This is a genomic window from Pseudidiomarina aquimaris, from assembly GCF_003987395.1.
Taxonomy (GTDB): Bacteria; Pseudomonadota; Gammaproteobacteria; order Enterobacterales; family Alteromonadaceae; genus Pseudidiomarina; species Pseudidiomarina aquimaris.
Genome location: NZ_PIPT01000004.1, coordinates 79,370 through 101,257, shown reverse-complemented (window position 1 = coordinate 101,257; position 21,888 = coordinate 79,370). Strand labels below are relative to the sequence as shown.

The window sequence follows — 21,888 nt, the reverse complement described above, 5'->3', positions numbered from 1 at the left end:
GACAAGCAAGAGGCATCGCTTGTCATGCGTAAAGGCAAAGGTATAAGTTTAGGGCCCGCGACCCTTGTAGCTGCGGCATTCATAGGTCCAGGGACGGTCGTAACAGCCAGTCTTGCTGGGGCAAATTTCGGCTATGCGCTACTTTGGGCTCTGGTGTTTTCGGTGCTTGCGACCATTATCTTGCAAGAAATGGCGGCGCGTTTAGGGGTTGTTACGCAACAAGGGCTAGGCGAAGCGATACGGCGACAAGTGCAAAACCCTCTCCTGCGCTGGGGCGCTGTTGCACTCATCATCGGTGCGGTCATTATTGGTAACAGTGTTTATCAAGGCGGTAACCTTACAGGAGCCAGCATGGGCATCGCTGGCGTATTGGGGGAGCAGGCTGCATGGTTGCCGTTGGTCTTGGGAATTTTGGCCGCTGCTTTGTTGTGGCGGGGTAGCTATGTCTTGTTAGAACGCGTGCTGATAGCTTTGGTGTTACTGATGAGCATGACCTTTGTCGCGACCTTTTTGCTGGTGCAGCCGGACTGGGGGGCATTTTTTGAGGGCTTACTAATACCATCTTTACCCACGGGTTCAGTGCTCACGGTCATTGCCTTGATCGGTACCACGGTAGTGCCCTATAACCTGTTTTTGCATGCGGCGAGCTCTGCCAAGAAGTGGCAGCAGCCAGAACAGTTGAGTGAAGCACGGAGCGATTTATGGGTTTCGATTCCGTTAGGTGGCCTTATTTCAGTGGCGATTGTTTCGACCGCCGCTGCGGCATTTTTTGGTAAGGCGTTAACGATTGAGGGTGCGGCTGATTTAAGTGAGTCATTACGGCCGCTTGCTGGCGACTGGGCGACCTGGTTAATGGCCTTGGGTTTGTTCGCCGCAGGACTCTCGTCGTCGATTACCGCACCACTTGCGTCGGCTTATGCGCTCAGTGGCATCCTTGGCCGTGGTGGCGACTTAAAAGGGTTACCATTTCGTCTCACTTGGATGGGTATCATTGCCATCGGTGTGATCATAGCCTCACTGCAAATTAAGCCAGTGACGGTGATTTGGTTCGCACAAGTAGCTAATGGCTTACTGTTGCCAATTATGGCGCTGTTTCTCGTGTGGGCATGCAATCACAGCATGATGGGGCGCTATCGCAATAGCTGGCGGCAAAACTTGTTAGCAATGCTTGTCGTGTTGGTGGCGGTGGGGCTTGGTGTGCGCAGCATTGGCGCTGCATTACAGCTTTGGTAGTGCAGCCTTATTTGCCGAAGTGAAGCTCAAGCTCAATACCTACAAGCCAGCGCGGTTTACGAGACTCGTCGAGCTGCTCACGGGGCCAATGGACGCCGACCCAGCTTTCTAAGTAGAGCCAATCACGGAGAAAACGCGAGCGGTGCAGGGCTTTTAAGCCGTAATCTTGCAATGGCACGGCACGTTCGGTTTCACCATACCACCAAACTTCGGCGCCTAATGCGCGCTCCGGTTGGTAGATGTAATAGACTTTTTCCGAAGCATGCCAGCGCACACCTTCAGTGCGCTCAGCAAACGTGGCGCGCAGCCAAAATTTATTGAACCAATGTTCGCTCAGGGCATAGTCGTGCTCGATGGTTTGGGCAATACCAAAACCATCGCTATCGCGCCAAAACCCAACGCTTTGCATGTGCAGCTCACTGCGTTCATTGAGTATTTGCTCGAAGCGGTAGCGGGCTCGCACATAGGGGTCAAGATCAATACCACCGCGGAATCCTGCACCAAAAGAAATACTATGGTCATCTTCCACAACGGGGTCGAAGCCTAAACCGACCATCCATTCGTCGTCAGCTTCTTCGCGGCGAATGACAGTGGGGCGAGTGGTCTGCTGATCATTAATAAAGTCATCAAAATCGCCGCGACCAATGACAGCTGAGAATTTGCGCTCCGCGTGCGGCAGCACCACCCGTGCGCGAAAGCTTGAGTCCACCTCAAAACCATCATATTCGTCCCATTGTGGAGCCAAAGTCAGGCTACCATAAACATCGTCATATGCACTGCGATCGATAGCGTCAGTGAAGAAAGAGTCGAGCCACGCCGCTGTGGTGCTGACAGAGCTATGCAAGCCACTGCGAACGTCATCGATCAGTTCTTTTTCGCTGGTTTTAGCAGGTGGTTCGTCGGTGGGAGGCCCTTGTTGTTCTAGTGCCAAAGCGCACGGCATCGCAACGCTCAGTGAGAGCACCAACCAACTGAGTTGCAAAAAGGCTGTGGATTGCCGCATCGCTCGATTTCCTCATTGCTATGTTATTGAACATACAAGGAAACGAGCGATGTTGCCAGTCAAGAACGATTAAATACTGACGCGCTTATAGTGGCGGTATTCGGGAGACCAGAAGTGCCCCTCAATACGCTCCATAAGTTTTTCGTCACTAATTTCAAGTGCATGACCCTGAGCTTGTGCTACTTTCGCGACCGCAAAGGCGATGCGTTTACTTAACTCAGCGATCTCAGTAAGCGGCGGTAGCAAAGTTTCGCCTTCGCCATTAGCTCGCGGCGAGGCATCAGCGAGTGTATTACTTGCCGCCATTAGCATTTCATCGCTAATAACCTGAGCTTTTACCGCCAACACACCGAGTCCAATGCCTGGGAAAATATAACTATTATTGCATTGGGCAATAGGATAAATGCCACCATTAAACTTGATAGGATCATAAGGGCTACCGGTAGCAACAATAGCTTCGCCGTTGGTCCATTCGATAACGTGAGCTGGGTGTGCCTCGATTTGTCGTGACGGATTCGAAAGTGGAAAAATAATAGGCTGCTGTGTGTACTGGTGCATCGCCCGGATAACTTGCTCGGTAAACAATCCGGGTTGCCCAGAGACACCAATCAAAATGGTAGGCTTACCACAATGCATGACATCGAGTAGAGACGGGTAATCGCCACTATGCTGCCAGTCTTCGAGATGCTTTTGCGGCTGAACTAATGCTTGCTGGAAGTCGCGTAAACCTTCCATACCCTCGGTCAGCAAGCCAAACCGATCGACCATATAAATCTGCGCCCGCGCCTCTTCGTCACTGAGTCCCTCGGCGACCATTTGTGCGATGACTTGCTCGGCAATTCCACAGCCCGCTGAGCCTGCGCCCACAAAAGCTACGCGTTGATCTTTTAGCGCTACACCTTTGACTTTACAAGCGGCGAGCAGAGTTCCCACGGTGACCGCTGCGGTACCTTGAATATCGTCGTTGAAACAGCAGAAGTCGTCACGGTAGCGCTGTAAAATCGGCATGGCGTTCGGTTGGGCAAAATCCTCGAATTGAATCATGGCTTCCGGCCAGCGACGGCGAACCGCATGCATGAACTTTTCGATAAACTCATCGTAGCTCTCTTGGTCGATGCGCTTATGACGCGCCCCCATGTACATCGGGTCGTTCAAGAGCTTTTCGTTATTGGTGCCGACGTCGAGACACACGGGTAAGGTATAGGCAGGACTGATACCGCCACAGGCGGTATAGAGACTTAGCTTACCAATGGGAATACCCATGCCACCAATGCCTTGGTCGCCAAGTCCAAGAATGCGCTCGCCGTCGGTCACCACGATGACTTTAACTTTGCGCTTGGTAGCGTTGCGCAGAATATCATCGAGTTGATCGCGTTCTTCGTAGGAAATAAAGAGTCCGCGTGAACTGCGATAAATATCAGAAAATTGCTCACAGGCATCGCCAACAGTCGGCGTGTAAATGATCGGCATCATTTCTTCGAGATTATCTTGTAGTAATCTGTAGAAAAGCGTTTCATTGTTGTCCTGGATCGCGCGCAAATAAATGTGCTTATTAAGTGCTGTATCGAAACTTGAATACTGCATATAGCAGCGCTTCACCTGCTCTTCGATGGTTTCGTAGCGCGGTGGTAACAAACCGGTGAGATTAAACATCGCTCGCTCTTCACGGGTAAACGCACTACCTTTATTGAGCAATGGTGTTTCCAGTAGGTTTGGCCCAGCATAGGGAATGTACAGCGGACTCTTCGACATAGAGGCATTCTCCTGGCGCATACGATTTTGGCAAATTTAATGGTAAAAATTGAGTCAGTTATTATGGCAGAAATAAGAGAGGATCACATGGAAAATCCGACGTTTGAGGTAAAACTTGAGTTACTCGACAACTATAAATTTGCGATCGACTTTGGGGAATTCGGTGAAATAGTGACGGACGAACCAGAACCTCTTGGTGACGGCGAAGGGCCAAATCCAAGCCGTTTATTAGCAGCAGCTACAGCGAACTGCCTAGCGGCTAGTTTGATGTTTGCCATTCGCAAATACAAGGGCGACCCCGGTAAAGTCACGGCGACGGTCGAGGGCCACCTTGAACGTGTGGATGGGCGCTGGCGGGTCACCAGTATGGATGTTGATTTGCGGCTCGGAAATAGCGCCATGAACATTGAAAAGCTCGACCGCGTGCTAGCGCAATTTGAGGACTTTTGTGTGGTCACGCAGAGCGTTCGCAGCGGCATTGACGTCAATGTGCGCGTGCGTGACCAAGATGGAACGGGCTTAGCGCTGCCTGAGGAAGAATAATACCCTCAGCCAAAAATACGCGCGCCAGGGTTCATCAAGATCCAACTGGTAAGAATATATTTATCGTTAGAAACTGGCGTGCTGCCCCGATGGGTGTGGGTGAAGTAGCCTGGAGCGATCACCATACGCCCTTGCTTCGGCTTGATGCTGCGTTGTTGATAATAAAAATCAGTACTTCCGCCTTCCTCAACATCGTTTAAATAGAACATGAACAGCAAGGTACGGTGAAGTGCTTCGACACTATTCTTTTCCGGAAAAACCTCGCAATGCCAGTAATTGTAGTTGCCTTTCCCTTGTTCATATTTTTGCGCCTGAATCGGGCCTAAACGATACAGTAACTGCATATAAGCAGCTTCATTACCGGCTGCTACTTCGTCAAAATTTTCATGCGTCAACGCTACTGCTTCGCCTGTTTTCGGATGGCGTACTTGGAGTGCTAACGGTGCGATCAGCGCAAAGTGATACTTTTTGAAGTACTGCAGCGCATAGCGGAAAGTTGTTTCCTGGATGAGCTTAAGTTGCTCTTGGTACTCGGTATGCTGATTTAAATAAAGATCGCTGCTGAGTTTCTTGCTCACGTCCACGCCGCCACCCGTGCGGCCCGCCTGTAGATGCGGACTGTTATCAAAGGTTTGCATGAAAGAATTACAAAAATCAGTACTTAGCGCGTTGTCGTAAACTTCAATGAAATCTTGCGTCATGGCGTTGTTCGTTACTCGTTATTCGTGAAGGAGGTGGCGAAGCAGACGGGGGAACTGGGCTCGCTGCCGTCGGCTTGCTCGTCTTCATGGCGTAATGCGCTTTCGATGGCATAACGTAGCACAGGGACATGTGAGTGTTCGAGCTCTTTAACCGCGCTGAGCAACGTTAAAGTGCCTTGCCGTGCTGCTCGCATTAAGGGTAAGAGTTCATCGGCGTGGGTATTGAGCTCATTTAAATAGCGCTCGGCGAACGCTTCAAACTTAATTTCTTTGCTGTGATAGCTTTTGCGTAGTTCATTTGAAGGGGTTACTTTTTTACACCACAAATCAATTTTGGCCTCTGCCTTTTTAATACCTCGCGGCCACAATCTATCAGCAAGTGCCCGTGTGCCATCGGCTTGCGAAGCATCGGTATAAATGCGCTTCATTCTAATGTCATACGTCTTCGTCATATTGTCATCCGCTCGTAATAAAAAGTCATTAAGTTGTTACAAAATTTGCGTTATAGTGCTTAGCGCATATCAAATGTGGACTAAAACAATAAGAGAATGGATTATGAAACGTCATAATATTGCAATCGCATTATCAGCGCTCCTTGCGAGTGGCGCCGCTAATGCGGACATCATTATCTCCGAGTATATCGAAGGTAGTTCGAACAACAAGGCTGTTGAGTTTTTTAATGCTGGCAGCACAGAAGTTGACTTAAGCACGTACGTGCTTGAAATCTATTCAAACGGCGACACCGAAGCTGGTAACACCGTGCCTTTAGAAGGCACTTTGCCGCCAAACGGATTATTTGTTGTAGCGCATCCGCAAGCGAGCGATGCGATTCAGGCTATTGCCGATAAAACCGGCAACCTTTATTACAACGGTAACGATGCCTTAGTTTTGAAAAATGGCGAGACGACCGTTGATTCGATGGGCCAGGTTGGCGTCGATGAGGACTGGGCTAGCGAAGGCGTGGCGATGGCGGAGCAAACGTTGCGTCGTAAAGATAGCATCACCGCTGGTGACACAGACCCAAGCGATGTTTATGAGCCGCATGTAGAATTCGACAGTTACGAGCGTGATGACATTAGTAACCTTGGCTTCCACCTCGGCTTTGGCGAAGCTCAGCCAGAACCTGAACCAGAGCCAGCACCTGAATTTGGTGCCTGTGGTGACGCGGCAACGCTGATTTCTGAAGTACAAGGCTCAGGCTACAGCAGCCCGATGGTTGACCAAGAAGTTGTTGTTGAAGCGATCGTCACTGCTGACCACCAAGGTGGCAGTGGTTCGTTAGGTGGTTTCTTCTTGCAAGAAGAAGACGCCGATCAAGATGGCGATCCAAGCACCTCAGAAGGTATTTTTGTTTACCATCAAGATACTGACGTGAGCGTCGGCGACCGTGTACGTTTGGCCGGTCCGGTAAGTGAGTATTATGACTCTACGCAAATCAGTAACTTAACTGGCATCACCGTTTGTAGTTCAGGTAATTCAGTAACTGCAGCAAGCTTTGCATTACCAGTAAGCGATATGGCTGAGTTTGAAGCTATCGAAGGTATGTTGGTGACATTTGATCACGCTGTTGTCGTAAACAACGTTGATACGCTCAGCCGTTATGGCGAGTTCTGGATCACCAGCGAACGTCTTTACACGCCTACTCAAGTCGCAGCAGCGGGTGAAATGGACGAGCCAAATATTGGCCTGAGTTCTATGCTCATTGATGATGCAATGGGTGGTAGCAACCCAGAGGTAGTGCCTTTCCCAGCAGGTGGTCTAAGTGCGATGAACTCATTGCGTGTTGGTACGGAAATTACCAACCCAACGGGTGTTATCAATTACTCGTTCAGCGAGTACCGTTTGGTTCCAACAGCTGAACTGCAGTACATCGAAACCAACCCACGCACCGATAGCCCTGAGCTTGCCGACGAGGGCGATCTACGTATTGCTTCTTTCAACGTTGACAACCTCTACAACGGTGACGGCCAAGGCGGTGGCTTCCCAACCGACCGCGGTGCCGATACGGAAGCTGAGTATCAGCGTCAATTGGCGAAGATCGTTGCGGCAATCGTGAACATGAATGCCGACATCGTCGGTCTTAACGAAATCGAAAATGACGGTTTCGGTGAGAATAGTGCAATCGCACAACTTACTGCTGAAGTAAGTGCGCAAAGCGGTGTTGATTGGGCGTATGTGGTATTTGAAGGCTCTGACTTTGTCGGTAGCGACTCAATCACCAATGCAATGATGTATCGCACCGACCGTGTAGCAGAAACGGGCACTGCGGTGTTCACTACCGATGCGCCGTTTGATTTCGGTAACCGTCCACCGATCGCACAAACCTTCCATGATTTGTTGAATGAAGATGAAGTGACGGTAGTTGTGAACCACTTCCGTTCGAAAGGCGGTTGTAGCGATAGCGCCGCAGCGGGTGATCAAGACAATGATGATGGCCAAGGCTGTTGGAATGCAACTCGCGTGCAAGCAGCTGAAACTCTGCTTGAATGGGTTGCTGGCGACCCAACCGGTCGTGATGTCGAAGACGTATTGGTCATTGGTGACTTGAATGCCTATGGTATGGAAGATCCAATCCAAGCACTTATCGATGGCGGCATGACCGACCTGCAAATGGCTGAGTTAGGTGCAGAAAATCACACCTACTTGTATCAAGGCCTCTCAGGTTCAATAGATCACGCATTGGCTTCGGCAAGCCTGACCGATAAAGTCGTTGCCGTCGCGAACTGGCATATCAACGCCGATGAGCCAGTGGCACTCGACTACAACGTTGAGTACAAGAGTGAAGCCAATCAGGCGGCGTTCTATAACGCTGACCCGTACCGCAGCTCAGACCACGACCCTGTGATCGTTGCCATTGCCACGGTTGAAGGTGATACCGGCGACAACGATGGCGGTGACCCAGATGTTGACGATGGTGGCTCAGCTCCTCCAGGTGGTGGTGAAGCGCCAAATATCGACCATGCAACAACCAGTGGTTCATTCCCGTTTGGGTTGGGCTTAGGTGCGTTGTTCTTAGCATTGGTGCGTCGTCGCCGAGTTTAAACTGCGGCTTGAACGCTAAATGATCAAAAACGCTGACTTCGGTCAGCGTTTTTTATGGCGCCTCTGAAATGCTTAGGGCGTTTGTGGGATGAGTTTGGAACAACGGCGCTAGCTCTTCAACAGAAGAGTGCAACCAAAAATCGAGAGTGTCAGGAGGGAGAATGAGCGGCATACGGTCATGATACTCAGCGCATTGAGCGGTAGGTGCCGTAGTGAAGGTAACCAAACGGGGGCCGTCTTCACTTTTGAAGACGATGCCTCCCATAAACATTGGCTCTGATTTAGCATCGGCAAAAAGGTACTTCTGTTTTTTCGTGCCTTCGGTACGCCATTCGTACCATCCCGTGACAGGGATCACGCAGCGCGCTTGCGCGAAGGCTTTCTTAAAGGTTGGTTTTTCGGCGGCGGTTTCGATCTTGGCATTGATGAGCAGGCGCTTTGACCATCGAGGTTGAATTCCCCAATGGGTGGTGATTTGCCGCAAACCTTTGGCGGTAGCCATAAGCGTATCGACGCGCTGTGTCGGGCGTAAGTCATGATTGTCGACGGTGGAAAAGTCGAGATGGAGCTGTTCCCGCAAGTACTGTGTGATGGGGGCTGCTATTACATTCATCCGACCGCACATTGAAATTCTCCTGTTCTGGAATAACGAAGCGCCAAACCTCGTCTATTATTAGTAAAAAAATAATAAAAGGAGACGAGTATGCGTACTCACCTTGTTCTAATTTCGTTCTTCAGCCTCAGTTTAATGGGCTGCAATCCAAGTGTCGAACCGCAGGCTGCAGAGCAGTCCATCTCAGCACAGCAGCAAGCCAGTCCCACGCAACAGCTTGATGCCATACTTGCGCGTAGTTATGCAACCGATGAGCCGGGGGTTACCGTGGTAGCGTCACGTAGCGGCGAGGTTGTTTACCAAGCCGCTTACGGTATGGCTGATCTTGAGCTGGACGTGGCGATGCAGCCAGAGCATGTATTAAAAATCGGCTCGATTACCAAGCAATTTACGGCTGCCGCAATCTTGCGTCTAGCCGAGCAAGGTAAACTTACGATGCAGAGCAAAGTAGGTGAGCTGCTACCCAATTTTCACGAACCTGATCTCACGGTTCATCAGCTACTGAATCATACCTCGGGATTGCCAAGCTATACCGACATTGGTGGTTACATGATGGGCGAAGAAATTCGCGCAGATGTCGATGCTGCTGAGATTATTGCTTTAACGTCCGATCAGCCTTTGCTCTTTGTGCCAGGTGAAGACTGGCGCTACAGCAATTCAGGCTATGTGGTACTCGGCGCGATTATTGAAGAGCTCAGTGGCATGAGCTGGCATGAGTATATTGCGCAGGAACTAACGCAGCCATTGCAACTCGCTAAAACTGGCTACTTCAATGAGGCTGAACTGGTGCAGGGGCGCGTACCTGGCTACATGTATGATGACAACGGCTATACCAATGCGCCTTATATCAGTATGACGCAACCGCATGCAGCTGGCGCTATGTACTCAACTGCTAAAGAGCTTGCCCAGTGGCAGTATGCGTTACACACAGGGCAAGTTCTTACGGACTCAAGTTATGCGCAGATGATTGATGCCAGCCAAGGTCTAAACAACTACGCCTATGCACTTGATATTATCAGTCTGCGTGGCACGAAAATGATCAGTCATGGCGGCGGTATTCATGGGTTCAACGCTTTTGCGCTATGGTTGCCTGAGTATGAGTTGTCGGTGGTGGCACTGACGAATAGCATGGGGCGGCCAATGGGGGCGTCCGGTACGGCTTTTCGTATTGCCGCACATCTTATAAATCAGCCATTTCCTATCGAGAAGGACACGGTATCAATAGCTGAAGCTGAGCTGCAGGAGCTCGTGGGTACCTATCAAATTGATGAGTCGACCGAGCGTGTTGTGTTTCTTAAGGACGGGGTATTACACAGCAAGCGTGGTGAAGGGCGCCCTTATGCGGCACGATATGTAGGTGATGGACAGTTCGTTTTTGCGGACACCTTGGTTTACTTTGAGGTCGTGCGTGACGCCGATGGCAGCGTTACAGGGCTCAACTATTACCAACTGGAAGACGCCGAGCCCGAATTTAGCGCCAAAGTCAGTAGCGAAGTGACTTTGCGTGAAAAAGTCGAATTAACCGACGAGCAAATTGCCCGATTGGTTGGTGATTACCAGCTGCAACCGAATTTTGTCATTAGCATTCGCGCCACCGATGCAGGCATTACGGCGCAGGCGACAGGGCAGTCTGCATTTCTGGTCGAGGCATCGGCGACAGATGTTTTATTTAATGAACAGTTTGGTATCGTGATGGAATTCGAATTACCAGAGCAAGGGGTAGCGACGCAATTGAATTTAATTCAAGGTGGTCAAAATATGCCGGCGCCGCGTATCGAAAGTAGTTTAAACAAGGAGGATGAATGACCTACATTCACGATAGTATTGAACAACTGAAGAAAACCAGCCCTGCACAGACCGAATTCTATCAAGCGGTGGAGGAGATCCTTGAATCTTTGGCGCCGCTGTTAGAGAAAAACCCCAAATATCGTCAGCACTCGATTATTGAGCGTCTATTAGAACCTGAGCGGCAAATCATGTTTCGTGTGCCGTGGGTTGATGATGACGGCAAGATACAGGTGAATAAAGGCTATCGCATCGAGTTTAACTCGGCGTTAGGCCCCTACAAAGGCGGACTGCGTTTTCACCCCAGTGTTAATGCTTCAATCGTGAAGTTCTTAGGGTTCGAGCAAATTTTCAAGAACGCCCTGACCGGACTGCCGATTGGCGGCGGTAAAGGCGGCGCAAACTTCGATCCAAAAGGTAAATCCGATGCCGAGATCATGCGCTTTTGTCAGTCCTTTATGACCGAGCTGCATCGGCATATTGGCCCGAATACCGACGTTCCAGCGGGCGATATTGGTGTGGGTACGCGTGAAATTGGCTATCTATTTGGACAATACAAACGACTGGTCAACCGGTTCGACGGCGTGCTTACCGGCAAGAGTACGTTGTGGGGCGGCTCGGCCCTGCGGAAAGAGGCGACCGGCTTCGGCTGCGTCTATTTCGCCCAAAATATGTTGGAAGATGAAGACAGTGGTCTAGAGAACAAACGCTGTTTGGTGTCGGGTTCGGGTAATGTCGCTATTTATACGATGGAAAAGCTGTACGAGCTGGGTGCTAAACCCGTTGCCTGCTCAGACTCGAACGGTACGATTTATCACGAACAAGGTATCGATCTTGATTTGGTGAAAGAAATTAAAGAGGTTCGTCACGCGCGTCTCAGCGAATACTGTGACACCCATGAAGATGCCGAATTTACCGCGCGCGAAGACTATCCTGAGGATGGTGAGCAAATTTGGCGTTATAAAGCCGATGTTGCGTTTCCATGTGCGACGCAGAATGAGCTCAATGAACATGATGCACAATGCTTGCTCGAAAACGGTGTGAAAGCGGTGGTCGAGGGCGCAAATATGCCATGTACGCAAAAAGCCATCGACCTGTTCGTTGAACAGCGTACCTTGTTTGGCCCCGGTAAAGCAGCCAATGCCGGTGGCGTTGCCACGAGTCAATTAGAGATGGCGCAAAATGCTAGTATGACGCGCTGGACGCAAGACGAAGTAGATGAACAACTGCAGTGTATTATGCGACGTATTTACAATGATGCGAAGCAAACAGCAGAAGAGTTCGATCAACCTAATAGTCTCGTTTTGGGTGCGAATATCGCCGGTTTTCGGCGCGTTGCTGATGCCATGATTGAGCAGGGTGTTGTTTAAGATGTGACTTTTGGCATATGCGCCGAGTGCAAAAGTAACATAAGCTGTGCTTATCTAGTTTAGGCATAAGGTGTACTTGCACATGCAAATCACACACACGCTCCGAGATTATGGCTTTGAGCGTTGGGCAGGACTGCTTACCTGGTTCATGCTTGCGGCCATGTCGTTAGCGCTCACCACTGAGCGGGATGGATTTGCCTGGTTCTCACCGCTTTGGCTGGTAACTGCCGCGCTATTTGTGCTCTTTATCGTGGCTTTCTCTTTCGCCACCAGCGATGAACGTCTTCCGGGTGAACCGCGTTCCCGTCTTCTTTTGTTGGCGCTACAACTGGGCTGCGTGTATGGCTTGTTTTGGCTGCTACCGTTCAACTTTATTGCAGTGCTAATTACCATGTGGTGTGCGCAGCTACCCTACTTCGTAACGGTGCGCACCTCGATCATTATCGCTCTCGTCGTATGTCTACCGCAGGCACTGATCTTCCAATTCCATTGGGGCCATTCGGGAGCGTGGCTGACAGCGCTACTGTTTTGGGCTTTTCATTTGTTTGCGATTCTGATGATGGCGAGCCAACTGCGTGAGAGTCGGGCCCGCCAACGTGAAGAAGCAACCAATCGCGAATTACGGGCAACGCAGGCGCTATTAAGTGAGGCAAATAAACAACAAGAGCGCACGCGTATTGCGCGTAACATTCATGATTTACTCGGTCATCATTTAACTGCGTTGACCATTCAGTTGCAGGTAGCGGAACGAAAAAGTGAAGGTGAAGTGAAAGGGCTTCTGCAGCAGAGTCAGAGCATTGCCAAATTGTTGTTAGCAGATGTGCGCGAAGCAGTCACTGAAATACGCTCGGCGAGTGTGTTGCCGCTGCAGAAGGTCTTGCAGGAATTAGTCTACGAGGTACCAGGGAAGCGTGTCGCATTTTCTATTCCTGATGGATTCCATGTGCGCCAAATGGAAGTTGCTGATGCCGTGCTGAGAATTATCCAAGAGGGCATCACCAATTTTATGCGGCACTCCAATGGCGATACGCTTAAAGTTTGTGTGCAACAGGTCGCCGATGAGCTTGTAATAGAGCTGCAGGACAATGGTCACGTCAATGTGGCCATTACCCCAAGCAATGGTTTGCGTGGCATGCAAGAACGTGTGGCACAACTCGGCGGAACATTCATGCTGACGACGGAATCAGGTTTGCGAATTGCGGTGCATTTGCCGATGGAGGAGCAATGCCAATAAAGGTAGTGCTGGTCGATGATCAGAACTTAGTACGCCAAGGCTTGCAAAGTCTACTGGCGCTGGATGATTCAGTAGAGGTTGTTGGACAGGCAACAAATGGTGAGCAAGCACTTACTCAGATTGCGGCATTAACACCCGATGTGGTGTTGATGGATATTCGCATGCCAGAGTGCGATGGCATCACTGCCGTGCAGCGCTTGCAAGAATTTGCTACGCCACCGCCGGTGTTGATGCTCACCACATTTGATGACCATGAGAGTATTTTGGCCGCGATAAAAGCAGGTGCGAAAGGTTATTTGTTAAAAGATGTTGCACTCGAGACCTTGGTGCAAGCGATCGAGTGCCTGCACAAAGGTGGCACTTGGTTGGAACCAACCCTCACGACTCGAATCGTTGAAGGCCTGCAAAGCCAACCCCAACAGCAAGCGATGAACCCGACTGAAGCCCTTACCAATAAAGAGCTGGCGGTTTTACGTTTACTCGCAGCGGGGCTCAGTAATCAAGAAATTGCAGAATGTCTTTACAAGTCGACCGGTACCGTTAAAAACCAAGTTTCAGCGATTTTGGCCAAACTTGGTGTCAACGACCGCACCCGCGCAGTGCTCAAAGCAATTGAACTAGGCCTTCTGAGTGGTGCTGACAGCCGTTGACATTCAGCGCATCTGCGACAATCATGGTGGCCAACTTTTTATTAACGTCATTGGTTCATCAACACGAGAATAACTATGAAAAAGTCATTGATTGCGCTGGCGCTTTTGAGTACCACAGCACTGGCTGACGAAGGCATGTGGATGCCTCAACAGCTCCCTGAAATTGCCGACAAACTGCAAGCCGCTGGGTTAGAGCTTGATCCCGCTAGCTTGACCAAGCTCACTGAGTTTCCGATGGGAGCCGTGGTGAGCTTAGGTGGATGTTCGGCCTCATTTGTTTCGCCGCAGGGATTAGTGGTAACTAACCATCACTGTGTTTATAACAGCATTGCTTACAACTCAACGCCAGAAAACGACCTGCTTGCCAATGGCTTTCTTGCCGAAACAATGGCCGACGAAGTCGCCGCAGCGCCGGGTTCGCGCATCTACGTGACCAAAGCAGTTGAAAATGTCACGGCCCAAGTTATTGACAGTGAAACCGCAGCCCTCACTGGCAAGGAGCGCGTTGACGCTATCGAAAACAACTACAAGCAAATTGTGGCAGCCTGCGAAGAAGATGCTGGACACCGCTGTAGTGTCTCCTCTTTCTATGGTGGTCTTGAGTACTATCTGATCAAGCAACTTGAAATTAAAGATGTACGTTTAGTTCATGCGCCTGCTGAAGGTGTGGGTAAATTTGGTGGCGATACCGACAACTGGATGTGGCCACGACATACTGGCGACTACTCGTTCTATCGTGCTTATGTAAGTCCTGAAGGCGAGTCCGCTGAATTTTCAGAAGAAAATGTTCCGTACCAGCCTGATTTTCACCTAAAAATCAGCCAAGACGCACTTAATGAAGGTGATTTTGTGATGGCCTTGGGCTATCCGGGTCGCACCAACCGCCACCGCTTGCCAAGTGAGGTTGAGAACACTTTTGAGTGGAGCTATCCGAATACCGTCCAGCGTTTCCGTGAAAACCTCGATATTATTGCTGCGCAAACCGCTGACAACAAAGATGCCGAGTTGAAGTATGCTAGCCGAGTTGCCGGTTTGAACAACTACTTGAAAAATCGTCAGGGGATGCTTGATAGCTTTGCCAACTCAGACTTGCTCGAGCGGAAAAAGGCGGAGCATGCTGCCTTGACGGAATGGGTGAATAAATCTGCTGAGAACCGTGCGGCTTATGCGGAAGACTTGCAGGCAATTGAAGCCCTATTAGCAGAGCGCCACGAAGGAGATCGTAATGATTATTATCGTTCGTTGGCCACACCACGTTTACTCGGTGTAGCACAAGCTTTGTATAAACTCAGCCAAGAGCAGACCAAGCCAGATGCCGAGCGTGAAGTCGGCTACCAGGAGCGCGATCTGCCGCGCTATAAAGCCTACATGGCGGGTCTCGACCGTAGTTTTGATAGTAGCGTTGAGCAAGCACTCGACTTTTATAATTTGAAGAACTACCTGCAAGTGCCAGCGGCGCAACGCGACAGTACTTTTGATGAGGTGCTCGGCCTCGCCGATGATATGAGCGATGCCGAACTTCGCGAATTGATTGCTTCGTGGTATGCCGCAACGGACCTGACCGAACTCGATACGCGCAATGAACTGTTAGCCGCGAAGCCAAGCCAGTTTGGCGACAGCCAAGACGTTTTTGTTAAAGCTGCGGTGGCTTTGTACCCTCAGCAGGAAGCAGAACAAGATAAAAGCGAGGAGCTATCGGGCAAGATCCAAGAAGCGTATGCAAATTATATGAAAGCGAAAATTGCCTTCATGAATGAGCAAGGCGAAGCGGTTTATCCTGATGCCAATAGTACCCTTCGTGTCACTTACGGCACGGTGACTGGCCGTGACCACGGTACCTATGACGGGACTGCATGGACAGCTTTCACAACGCTGCGTGGTATTCAGCAAAAAGCGACCGGTGAAGGTGAGTTCAATGCGCCACAAGAGCAGCTCGACGCGATTGCTGCCAAAGAATATGGCGATTATTACGTAGAAAGCCTTAACTCGGTGCCGGTGAACTTCTTGGCTACGCTTGATATTACTGGCGGTAACTCGGGCTCAGCCGTGCTAAACGGCAAAGCAGAACTTGTTGGCTTAGCGTTTGACGGCACCTTGGACTCGATTATTTCGGATTGGGACTTCAATATTGATAATACCCGTTCGATCCAAGTCGATAGCCGTTTTATGTTGTGGCAAATGCAACATGTAGACGCAGCAGATAACCTTCTGAAAGAGCTTGGAATTAAATAAAAGCTCGGGAAAAGCCGCTCAGCAGAGCGGCTTTTTTTATGGTCTCAGAAACACTTATTTACATTCCCTTTACTCGTATTAGGTCACGGTCATGAGCTGATGAGCGTCTATACTGTTACTGATGGTAGAACCATCCAACAAACGGAGGCTCTCAGATGAGACAAGCAAAATTAGCCAAACTACCGTTGTTGAAGTTAAGTGTCGTGTCCTTGGCTTTGGCAGCTTCCGTGGGTTGTACTACGGTACCCCAAGCCTACGCAAACTCGACGGAGAACTACACGGCCTACGCTGTGGATGGTTTCTATGAACGTGCAGATCTGGACCGCATGCTCGCTCCGATCGCGCTTTATCCTGATAGTTTGTTGTCACATATCCTGATTGCGGCGACCTATCCGCTGGAGGTTATCCAAGCTGAGCGCTGGGTCGAACGCCACCAGCATTGGTCGGCCGAGCGCCGTTTAGATGAAGCTGATGCGCAAGATTGGGACCCAAGCGTCAAAGCTCTGGTCGCAACGCCTGACGTGCTGAAACGTATGAGTGAAGATCTGGAGTGGACCCAAGCCGTCGGCGAAGCATTTTTAGCACAACAAGAAGATGTCTTAGCGAGCATTCAAGTGCTGCGTGACCGTGCTTATGCGGCCGGTAATTTGCGTACTGACGAGCGCGTAGTAGTGCAGCGTGAGCCAGAGGTGATCCGTATTGAAACGGTGCGTCGTGAATATGTCTATGTACCGGTTTACGATAGCCGTTATGTGTATGGTTCATGGTGGCATCGTCGGCCTCCGGTGTATTGGGATGGTTTTGGCGTTTCGGTAAGTTTTGGCCGAGGCGTGCACTGGACACTCTCGTACAACGTGCCAAGTTGGTATTTCTTTAGCGACTTTTATTGGCGCAACCGTTATGTCGTGATTCATCACCATCATTATCACGATCGCGACCGTCGTGATCGTCGTGACCGCCGTGATTATTATCGACCGCGCCCTGGTGATGGTGACCGCTGGCGCCATGATCCGCGTCATCGTCGTAACGTCGACTACCGTCATCGTGACCTAGTACAAAATCCGCCAAAATTTGATCGCGCGGACGAGCCGGGTCGTATTGTGCGTAAGCCTGTGCGTGAACAACGTCCACCACAAGTAGAGTTGCGTCGTCGGTTATTCGAAGCTGAGGCAGAGCCACGTATGCGTCGACCCGCACAGCCGCGGTTAGAAGCGCGTGCTGAGCAGCCTGAACTACGCCGTGAACCGCGGTTTGGTCCGCAACCGGCGAAACCTGCGAAGCCGGAACAGCCGATTGTACGGCAGCCACGAGTTGAACCGCAGCCAGATCGGCCTGTGGTGCGTCAGCCACCGCGTATAGAGCCGCGTCCGGAGCAGCGTGTTATCCGTCAGCAGCCGCGCGTCGAACCGCGTCCAGAGCAGCGGGTTATTCGTCAGCAACCGCGCTTCGAGTCGAAGCCGCAACAACCTAAGCCGGTGGTGCGCAAGCCTGAGCGTGTTGAAAGGCCTAAGCCTGCGGTTAAGCGGCCAAGTCCACAACGAGGAGATGTAAGGGAAATTGATTAAGAAGGCGCACTTGCCGAGTAAAGTTTGCCCGGTATGCCAACGTCCTTTTACTTGGCGAAAAAAATGGGAGCGCGATTGGGAGCAGGTGAAATACTGCTCCCAACGCTGCTCCCGCAGTCGTTCTAAAACTTAGTTACTGCTTTTCCATGTCCTTGTGGAAGTCAGCTAAGTTCTCAACCTGAGTTTGCTGCTCGAAATTGGCAAATGGCTGTTCGACAAACTTCGTACCACGCATTTGCACGTTAATCCGTGCAGCCTCAGAGTTCATCATCGTTTCCTGATAGAAAGCTTGAACGTCAGCCAGAGTGACCTGTTCCACAGCGTCAATCAGTTGCTGTTTGCTGTCAAAGTCGAACTCTTCACGATACCAATCGCTGATTAGCGGCTGCGCTTCTTCTGACATATTCTTCGGTGGCTCTTTCAGGGTTACCAGTGTACTTGCCTTCAGTTGCGCGAACTCTTCTTCCGTTAATTCAGCAAGAACGGCAGCATACTCGTCGCGGAACTTATCGAAACGGGCTTGCATGGCTGCTGCGTCTTTAACTGGGGTTTGAATGTACATGGCGAAACCAGTGTAATCATCCAGTCGCGTCGCAGTGCCGCCAACGGCATAAGCAAGTTGCTCTTCCGTACGCAGGCGGTCAAAGGCCACATTACTGAAGTGATCTTTGAGAACAGTTGCCGCCGCAAAGGTTGCGTAACCTGGGGTTGGATTCACCTTAACGTCGATAAGGCCAACATCGGCAACATCAATATCTTGCTGCCACACCAGTGTTTCACCTACTTGGGGACGCCAGAATGCTGCGCGGCGATAGGCAAAGTTATCACGCTCCTCTGGTAACGCATCGGCAACGGTACTGACGACGTTTTCCAGTGCTGCTTGATTGTAGTTACCAAAGGCGAAAATGCGTGTGTGGTTCGCTTGTAAAAACTCGCTCATGAAACTAGTCAGATCAGCCGGCGTTAATTCCTGTGCCGTTTTGATAAGCTGTTCAGTGTTAAAACTACCTTCGCGAATCAGTTTGTTATAGGCGCCAAACGCTTGGTAAAACGGGAACTGCTTCCCTTGGTTTTGCAGCGCACGAACATAACGATCAACCGCTTGGGCGAAACCTTGCTCGTCGACATTGACGACCAGCCCCGCGAGTGCTTTTTCCAATAACATGGACTGCTTATCGGTAAAGCCGCCGACGCGCATGGTCAAACCGGTACCTGCTGAAAGGCTCATATTCATGCCGGCGATGCCCGCTTCAGTAGCGAGCGCACTTTGCTGCAAGGTATAGAGATCGCGCCAAAGCGACAACAGCACATCGGCTTTCGCAGATGACAACGCAGCAGGGTAATTCATATGAATATCGAGCCAGCCGCGTGGTTGGTCAGCAAAATCCTGACTCGGATAATGCCATGCGCGAATACCGTCTTGCTCGACAACAACTTCTGGCTTATCGCGTTGGCTATCCGCAACTAGCTCAAAGTTCTCTGGCAGCATATTATTCACTGCCGGGAGTTGCATCGGAATGTTCAGTGCTTGTTGCCAGCTAGCTTGCTCTTCCGCACTGATATCCACCACTTGGTATTTACCGTCATAGTAGTGCAATTCACTGTCGTGCGGCTCTTGCTTACTCACGTACCAAACGCGCAAACGTTCTGGTGTGAGTTGGTCGAGTACGCTACGGATAGCAGCGGCGTCGAAGCGCTCGTAATGGTAAGGCGCTGCAATCGCCATACTTGCTGGTACATTCTGCATAGCTTCAGCAAGATTCGAAACATAGCCAAACTCATCCGACTTTTCTAAGAAGCGGAATTGGTTATCAAGACTCGTTTTGATCTCGTCGTAGTATTTCGCATCAACGCCTTCGGCTTTAATCAGCTCGATATATTGCAATAGCATGGCAGTTATCATTTCGCGATTTTGCATGCCTGCATCGGTAAGGTTGACGTCAATAGAGAGCGTGCCGTAATTACCGTAGTAAGTCGGGCTGGCAGAAGCGTTGAGGCTTGAAATCATGCCACTATTCTTAAGCAAAAATGCCGGTGTTCCAGGCATTTCAGAGCCGATCAAATAAGAGATGAATTGATTAGGTTTAACGGCAAAGTCATCGCTGTTGTCGTCGATAATAAATTCCAACCGTAACTGCTTAACGTCTTGGTTTGGAACATAGTGAATACGCTTACCGCCAACTTCTGTAAAGTCGATGCTCGCCGTCACTTCAGGCTCGGCAATCGCTTGGTTTTCAATTTCGCTAAAGTGTTCACGTGCCAAAGCTTCGAGTTCATCCAGCGACTGATTTCCTAACAGCGCGACTTTCATAATATTCGCTGAATAGTAGCGCTCATAAAAGGCGACGGTTTCGGCATGTAATTGACTACCTTCTTTGTCACCTAACGACTCAAGGTTACCGATCAAAAAGCGATTCGCTGGGTGATCGCCCAATAAGTTTCGTGCCAGTTTAAATTGGCCAAAAAAGTCCATTTCACGGCGCATTGACCATTCTGCATTGACGGCATTTTTCTCTTTATCGGTGTATTCCGGGTAAAGCATAGGGGCTTTAAAAAAGTCTGAGAAACGATCCAAAGCCTCGTCGACTGCGTCGTTGTTCACACTAAACATGTAGTTGGTAATGTCGAGCCACGTGTAGGCATTCTGCGAACCACCGTTGGCGGTCATAAATTCCGAATAGCCCTTGGTATCCGGATAATCTTCAGTACCAAGGAAGAGCATGTGCTCAAGGTAGTGGGCCATGCCTTGTTGAGTCATTGGATCTTGTAATAATCCCACGCCAACACTCAACGATGCAGCTGACTTTTCAGTACTTGGGTCAGAAACCAGCATGATTTCGATCTGGTTTGGTAAGGTGATGACGCGGTACTCACGGTCGTCGTTCGGTGATTTCACGACTTTGGCTTGTGCCTGCTCAACCTGCGTCGTCGGTTCTGGCATAACGGTCTGTGTGCTACAGCCGCTTAACAGCGCCAAGCTTATGGCACTACTCAAAAATAATCGTTTCATGGTCGGTTGCTCTTAAAAACGGATGAATGAAGAAATAAGTCAGGTCTGAGTTTAGGGGCTAAATTGCGAGTTGTAGAGCGTTTGAAAGTAAACGAGCAAAGAGCTTTGTAACAAAATTTGAAAAACTAAACGTCGCGCTCAGCACATCGTACACAATTTCTTCCGTCTTGCTTGGCGCGATAGAGCGCACGGTCGGCGCACAAGAGCGCGTGCTCAATTGAGTGTTGAGGGTGCAATTGGGCAATCCCAAAACTGAGGGTCAACGCACGTTTGCTCGATGGGCTATGATTCTGAATCGTTGTGCGAAGGTGTTCACAAAATTGCACGGTAGACGCGACGTCACGCTCAGAGAATATGAACATGAACTCTTCGCCGCCCCAACGGCCGACCACGCCTTGATCACCGACTTCAGCCTTGAGTTGGCGCGCGAGGGCTTGAAGTACCCGGTCCCCTTCTAGATGCCCGAATTCATCATTGATGCGTTTGAAGTGATCGATGTCACAAATCACCACGGTTGCCGAGCTAATTTCAGCGTCGCGTCTTTTTTGATGAACGTCGAGTAATAAGTTATCTAGCTTGCTGCGATTGGCGAGTCCAGTGAGTTTATCAGTTGCGGAGAGGCTCTCAAGCTCGCGGTAGGCTGCCTGCCGAGAGCCTTCGTAAAAGCGAAATAAGAACCATAAAGCTGTGCATACTTCAATGATATTCAGCAGTGCGCCTAAGCCTTGCGTTTCTTGCCGTGGTTGTTGCAGTTGGTAAGCCATGAGGGCAATGCTGTAGGCAAATACGCCAGCGGTCAGCCAAGCGCCTATCTGCTTGCCAAGAAGGAAAAATACGATCGGGGGGATGATCATTACCCATAAAATCGAGTAATTGCGTCCGTCCGCTAGATGAATAAATACCGCGACATTAAAGATGACCGCTAAACAGGTCAGCCATGAGGCCAACCTTAGATTCGCGCTGCGGTTGTAAAAAAATAGAATGGCGCTGGCAAAAAAAGCGGTTAAAAAGTTGAAGGTCGCGACCATAAAGGCGGCAAAAACGAAAACGTTCAAACTTCCGATCAAAAGTGAAAACAGCACCACAATTTTCAGTACCGCTTTGAGTAACTGAGCTTGATGCCGTATTGACTGATGCGTCGTTGCCGTCAGCAAA

The 21,888-nt window shown here is 50.2% G+C and carries 17 protein-coding genes; 10 read left to right on the top strand and 7 right to left on the bottom strand.

Annotated features, from left to right (window positions below):
• Positions 1 to 24 precede the first annotated feature (24 nt).
• Positions 25 to 1,233 (top strand): Nramp family divalent metal transporter, encoded by a 1,209-nt coding sequence (locus CWE21_RS06360; RefSeq protein ID WP_126833615.1) that lies wholly within the window; start codon positions 25 to 27, stop codon positions 1,231 to 1,233.
• 7 nt (positions 1,234 to 1,240) lie between these two features.
• Here the strand turns inward: CWE21_RS06360 and CWE21_RS06355 are convergent, their stop codons facing one another.
• Positions 1,241 to 2,236, bottom strand: coding sequence for a hypothetical protein (locus CWE21_RS06355; RefSeq protein WP_126833614.1), 996 nt, complete (start codon positions 2,234 to 2,236; stop codon positions 1,241 to 1,243).
• A gap of 69 nt (positions 2,237 to 2,305) precedes the next feature.
• Entirely contained in the window at positions 2,306 to 3,988 is a 1,683-nt protein-coding gene (locus tag CWE21_RS06350; RefSeq protein ID WP_198675078.1) for an NAD-dependent malic enzyme, read from the bottom strand.
• 87 nt (positions 3,989 to 4,075) lie between these two features.
• Here CWE21_RS06350 and CWE21_RS06345 point away from each other — a divergent pair, with 87 nt between their 5' ends.
• The gene (locus CWE21_RS06345; RefSeq protein WP_126833612.1) at positions 4,076 to 4,531 is read left to right on the top strand and encodes an OsmC family protein; all 456 of its coding nucleotides are present in this window, start codon (positions 4,076 to 4,078) and stop codon (positions 4,529 to 4,531) included.
• Positions 4,532 to 4,536: 5 nt separating this feature from the next.
• Here the strand turns inward: CWE21_RS06345 and CWE21_RS06340 are convergent, their stop codons facing one another.
• Complete coding sequence (locus CWE21_RS06340) at positions 4,537 to 5,232, bottom strand: 2OG-Fe(II) oxygenase (protein ID WP_126833611.1); 696 nt, start codon at positions 5,230 to 5,232, stop codon at positions 4,537 to 4,539.
• A gap of 11 nt (positions 5,233 to 5,243) precedes the next feature.
• Entirely contained in the window at positions 5,244 to 5,684 is a 441-nt protein-coding gene (locus CWE21_RS06335) for a DUF488 domain-containing protein (protein ID WP_126833610.1), read from the bottom strand.
• A gap of 103 nt (positions 5,685 to 5,787) precedes the next feature.
• Between CWE21_RS06335 and CWE21_RS06330 the strand changes: the two genes are divergently transcribed.
• Positions 5,788 to 8,274, top strand: coding sequence for an ExeM/NucH family extracellular endonuclease (locus CWE21_RS06330; RefSeq protein WP_198675077.1), 2,487 nt, complete (start codon positions 5,788 to 5,790; stop codon positions 8,272 to 8,274).
• 52 nt (positions 8,275 to 8,326) lie between these two features.
• Here the strand turns inward: CWE21_RS06330 and CWE21_RS06325 are convergent, their stop codons facing one another.
• A complete protein-coding gene (locus CWE21_RS06325; protein ID WP_241970232.1) occupies positions 8,327 to 8,887 on the bottom strand; it encodes an SOS response-associated peptidase in 561 nt (186 codons plus the stop codon).
• Positions 8,888 to 8,977: 90 nt separating this feature from the next.
• Between CWE21_RS06325 and CWE21_RS06320 the strand changes: the two genes are divergently transcribed.
• The 7 genes from CWE21_RS06320 to CWE21_RS06290 all read left to right on the top strand — a co-directional run bounded on the left by CWE21_RS06320 (position 8,978) and on the right by CWE21_RS06290 (position 17,856).
• Positions 8,978 to 10,693 carry a serine hydrolase domain-containing protein gene (locus CWE21_RS06320; protein WP_126833607.1) on the top strand — a complete coding sequence of 572 codons (1,716 nt, stop codon included), beginning with the start codon at positions 8,978 to 8,980 and terminating at the stop codon, positions 10,691 to 10,693.
• Positions 10,690 to 12,042 carry an NADP-specific glutamate dehydrogenase gene (gene gdhA, locus CWE21_RS06315; RefSeq protein ID WP_126833606.1) on the top strand — a complete coding sequence of 451 codons (1,353 nt, stop codon included), beginning with the start codon at positions 10,690 to 10,692 and terminating at the stop codon, positions 12,040 to 12,042. The genes CWE21_RS06320 and gdhA overlap by 4 nt, the downstream gene beginning before the upstream one ends.
• Before the next feature lie 82 nt (positions 12,043 to 12,124).
• Entirely contained in the window at positions 12,125 to 13,276 is a 1,152-nt protein-coding gene (locus CWE21_RS06310; RefSeq protein ID WP_126833605.1) for a sensor histidine kinase, read from the top strand.
• Positions 13,267 to 13,926: a response regulator transcription factor gene (locus CWE21_RS06305; protein ID WP_126833604.1), complete on the top strand. Its 660-nt coding sequence runs from the start codon at positions 13,267 to 13,269 to the stop codon at positions 13,924 to 13,926. Before CWE21_RS06310 ends, CWE21_RS06305 begins: the two co-directional genes overlap by 10 nt.
• A 75-nt stretch (positions 13,927 to 14,001) precedes the next feature.
• On the top strand, positions 14,002 to 16,158 hold the full coding sequence (locus CWE21_RS06300; RefSeq protein WP_126833603.1) for a S46 family peptidase: 2,157 nt from the start codon (positions 14,002 to 14,004) through the stop codon (positions 16,156 to 16,158).
• A 155-nt stretch (positions 16,159 to 16,313) separates the two neighbouring features.
• The gene (locus tag CWE21_RS06295; protein WP_126833602.1) at positions 16,314 to 17,723 is read left to right on the top strand and encodes a DUF3300 domain-containing protein; all 1,410 of its coding nucleotides are present in this window, start codon (positions 16,314 to 16,316) and stop codon (positions 17,721 to 17,723) included.
• Positions 17,719 to 17,856 (top strand): DUF2256 domain-containing protein, encoded by a 138-nt coding sequence (locus tag CWE21_RS06290; protein WP_126833747.1) that lies wholly within the window; start codon positions 17,719 to 17,721, stop codon positions 17,854 to 17,856. Before CWE21_RS06295 ends, CWE21_RS06290 begins: the two co-directional genes overlap by 5 nt.
• On the opposite strand, the gene CWE21_RS06285 is transcribed toward CWE21_RS06290, so the two are convergent.
• Positions 17,857 to 20,733, bottom strand: a complete 2,877-nt coding sequence (locus tag CWE21_RS06285; protein WP_126833601.1) for an insulinase family protein — start codon at positions 20,731 to 20,733, stop codon at positions 17,857 to 17,859. It lies immediately after the preceding gene.
• A gap of 125 nt (positions 20,734 to 20,858) precedes the next feature.
• Positions 20,859 to 21,887 carry a GGDEF domain-containing protein gene (locus tag CWE21_RS06280; RefSeq protein WP_157982737.1) on the bottom strand — a complete coding sequence of 343 codons (1,029 nt, stop codon included), beginning with the start codon at positions 21,885 to 21,887 and terminating at the stop codon, positions 20,859 to 20,861.
• Position 21,888 lies beyond the last annotated feature (1 nt).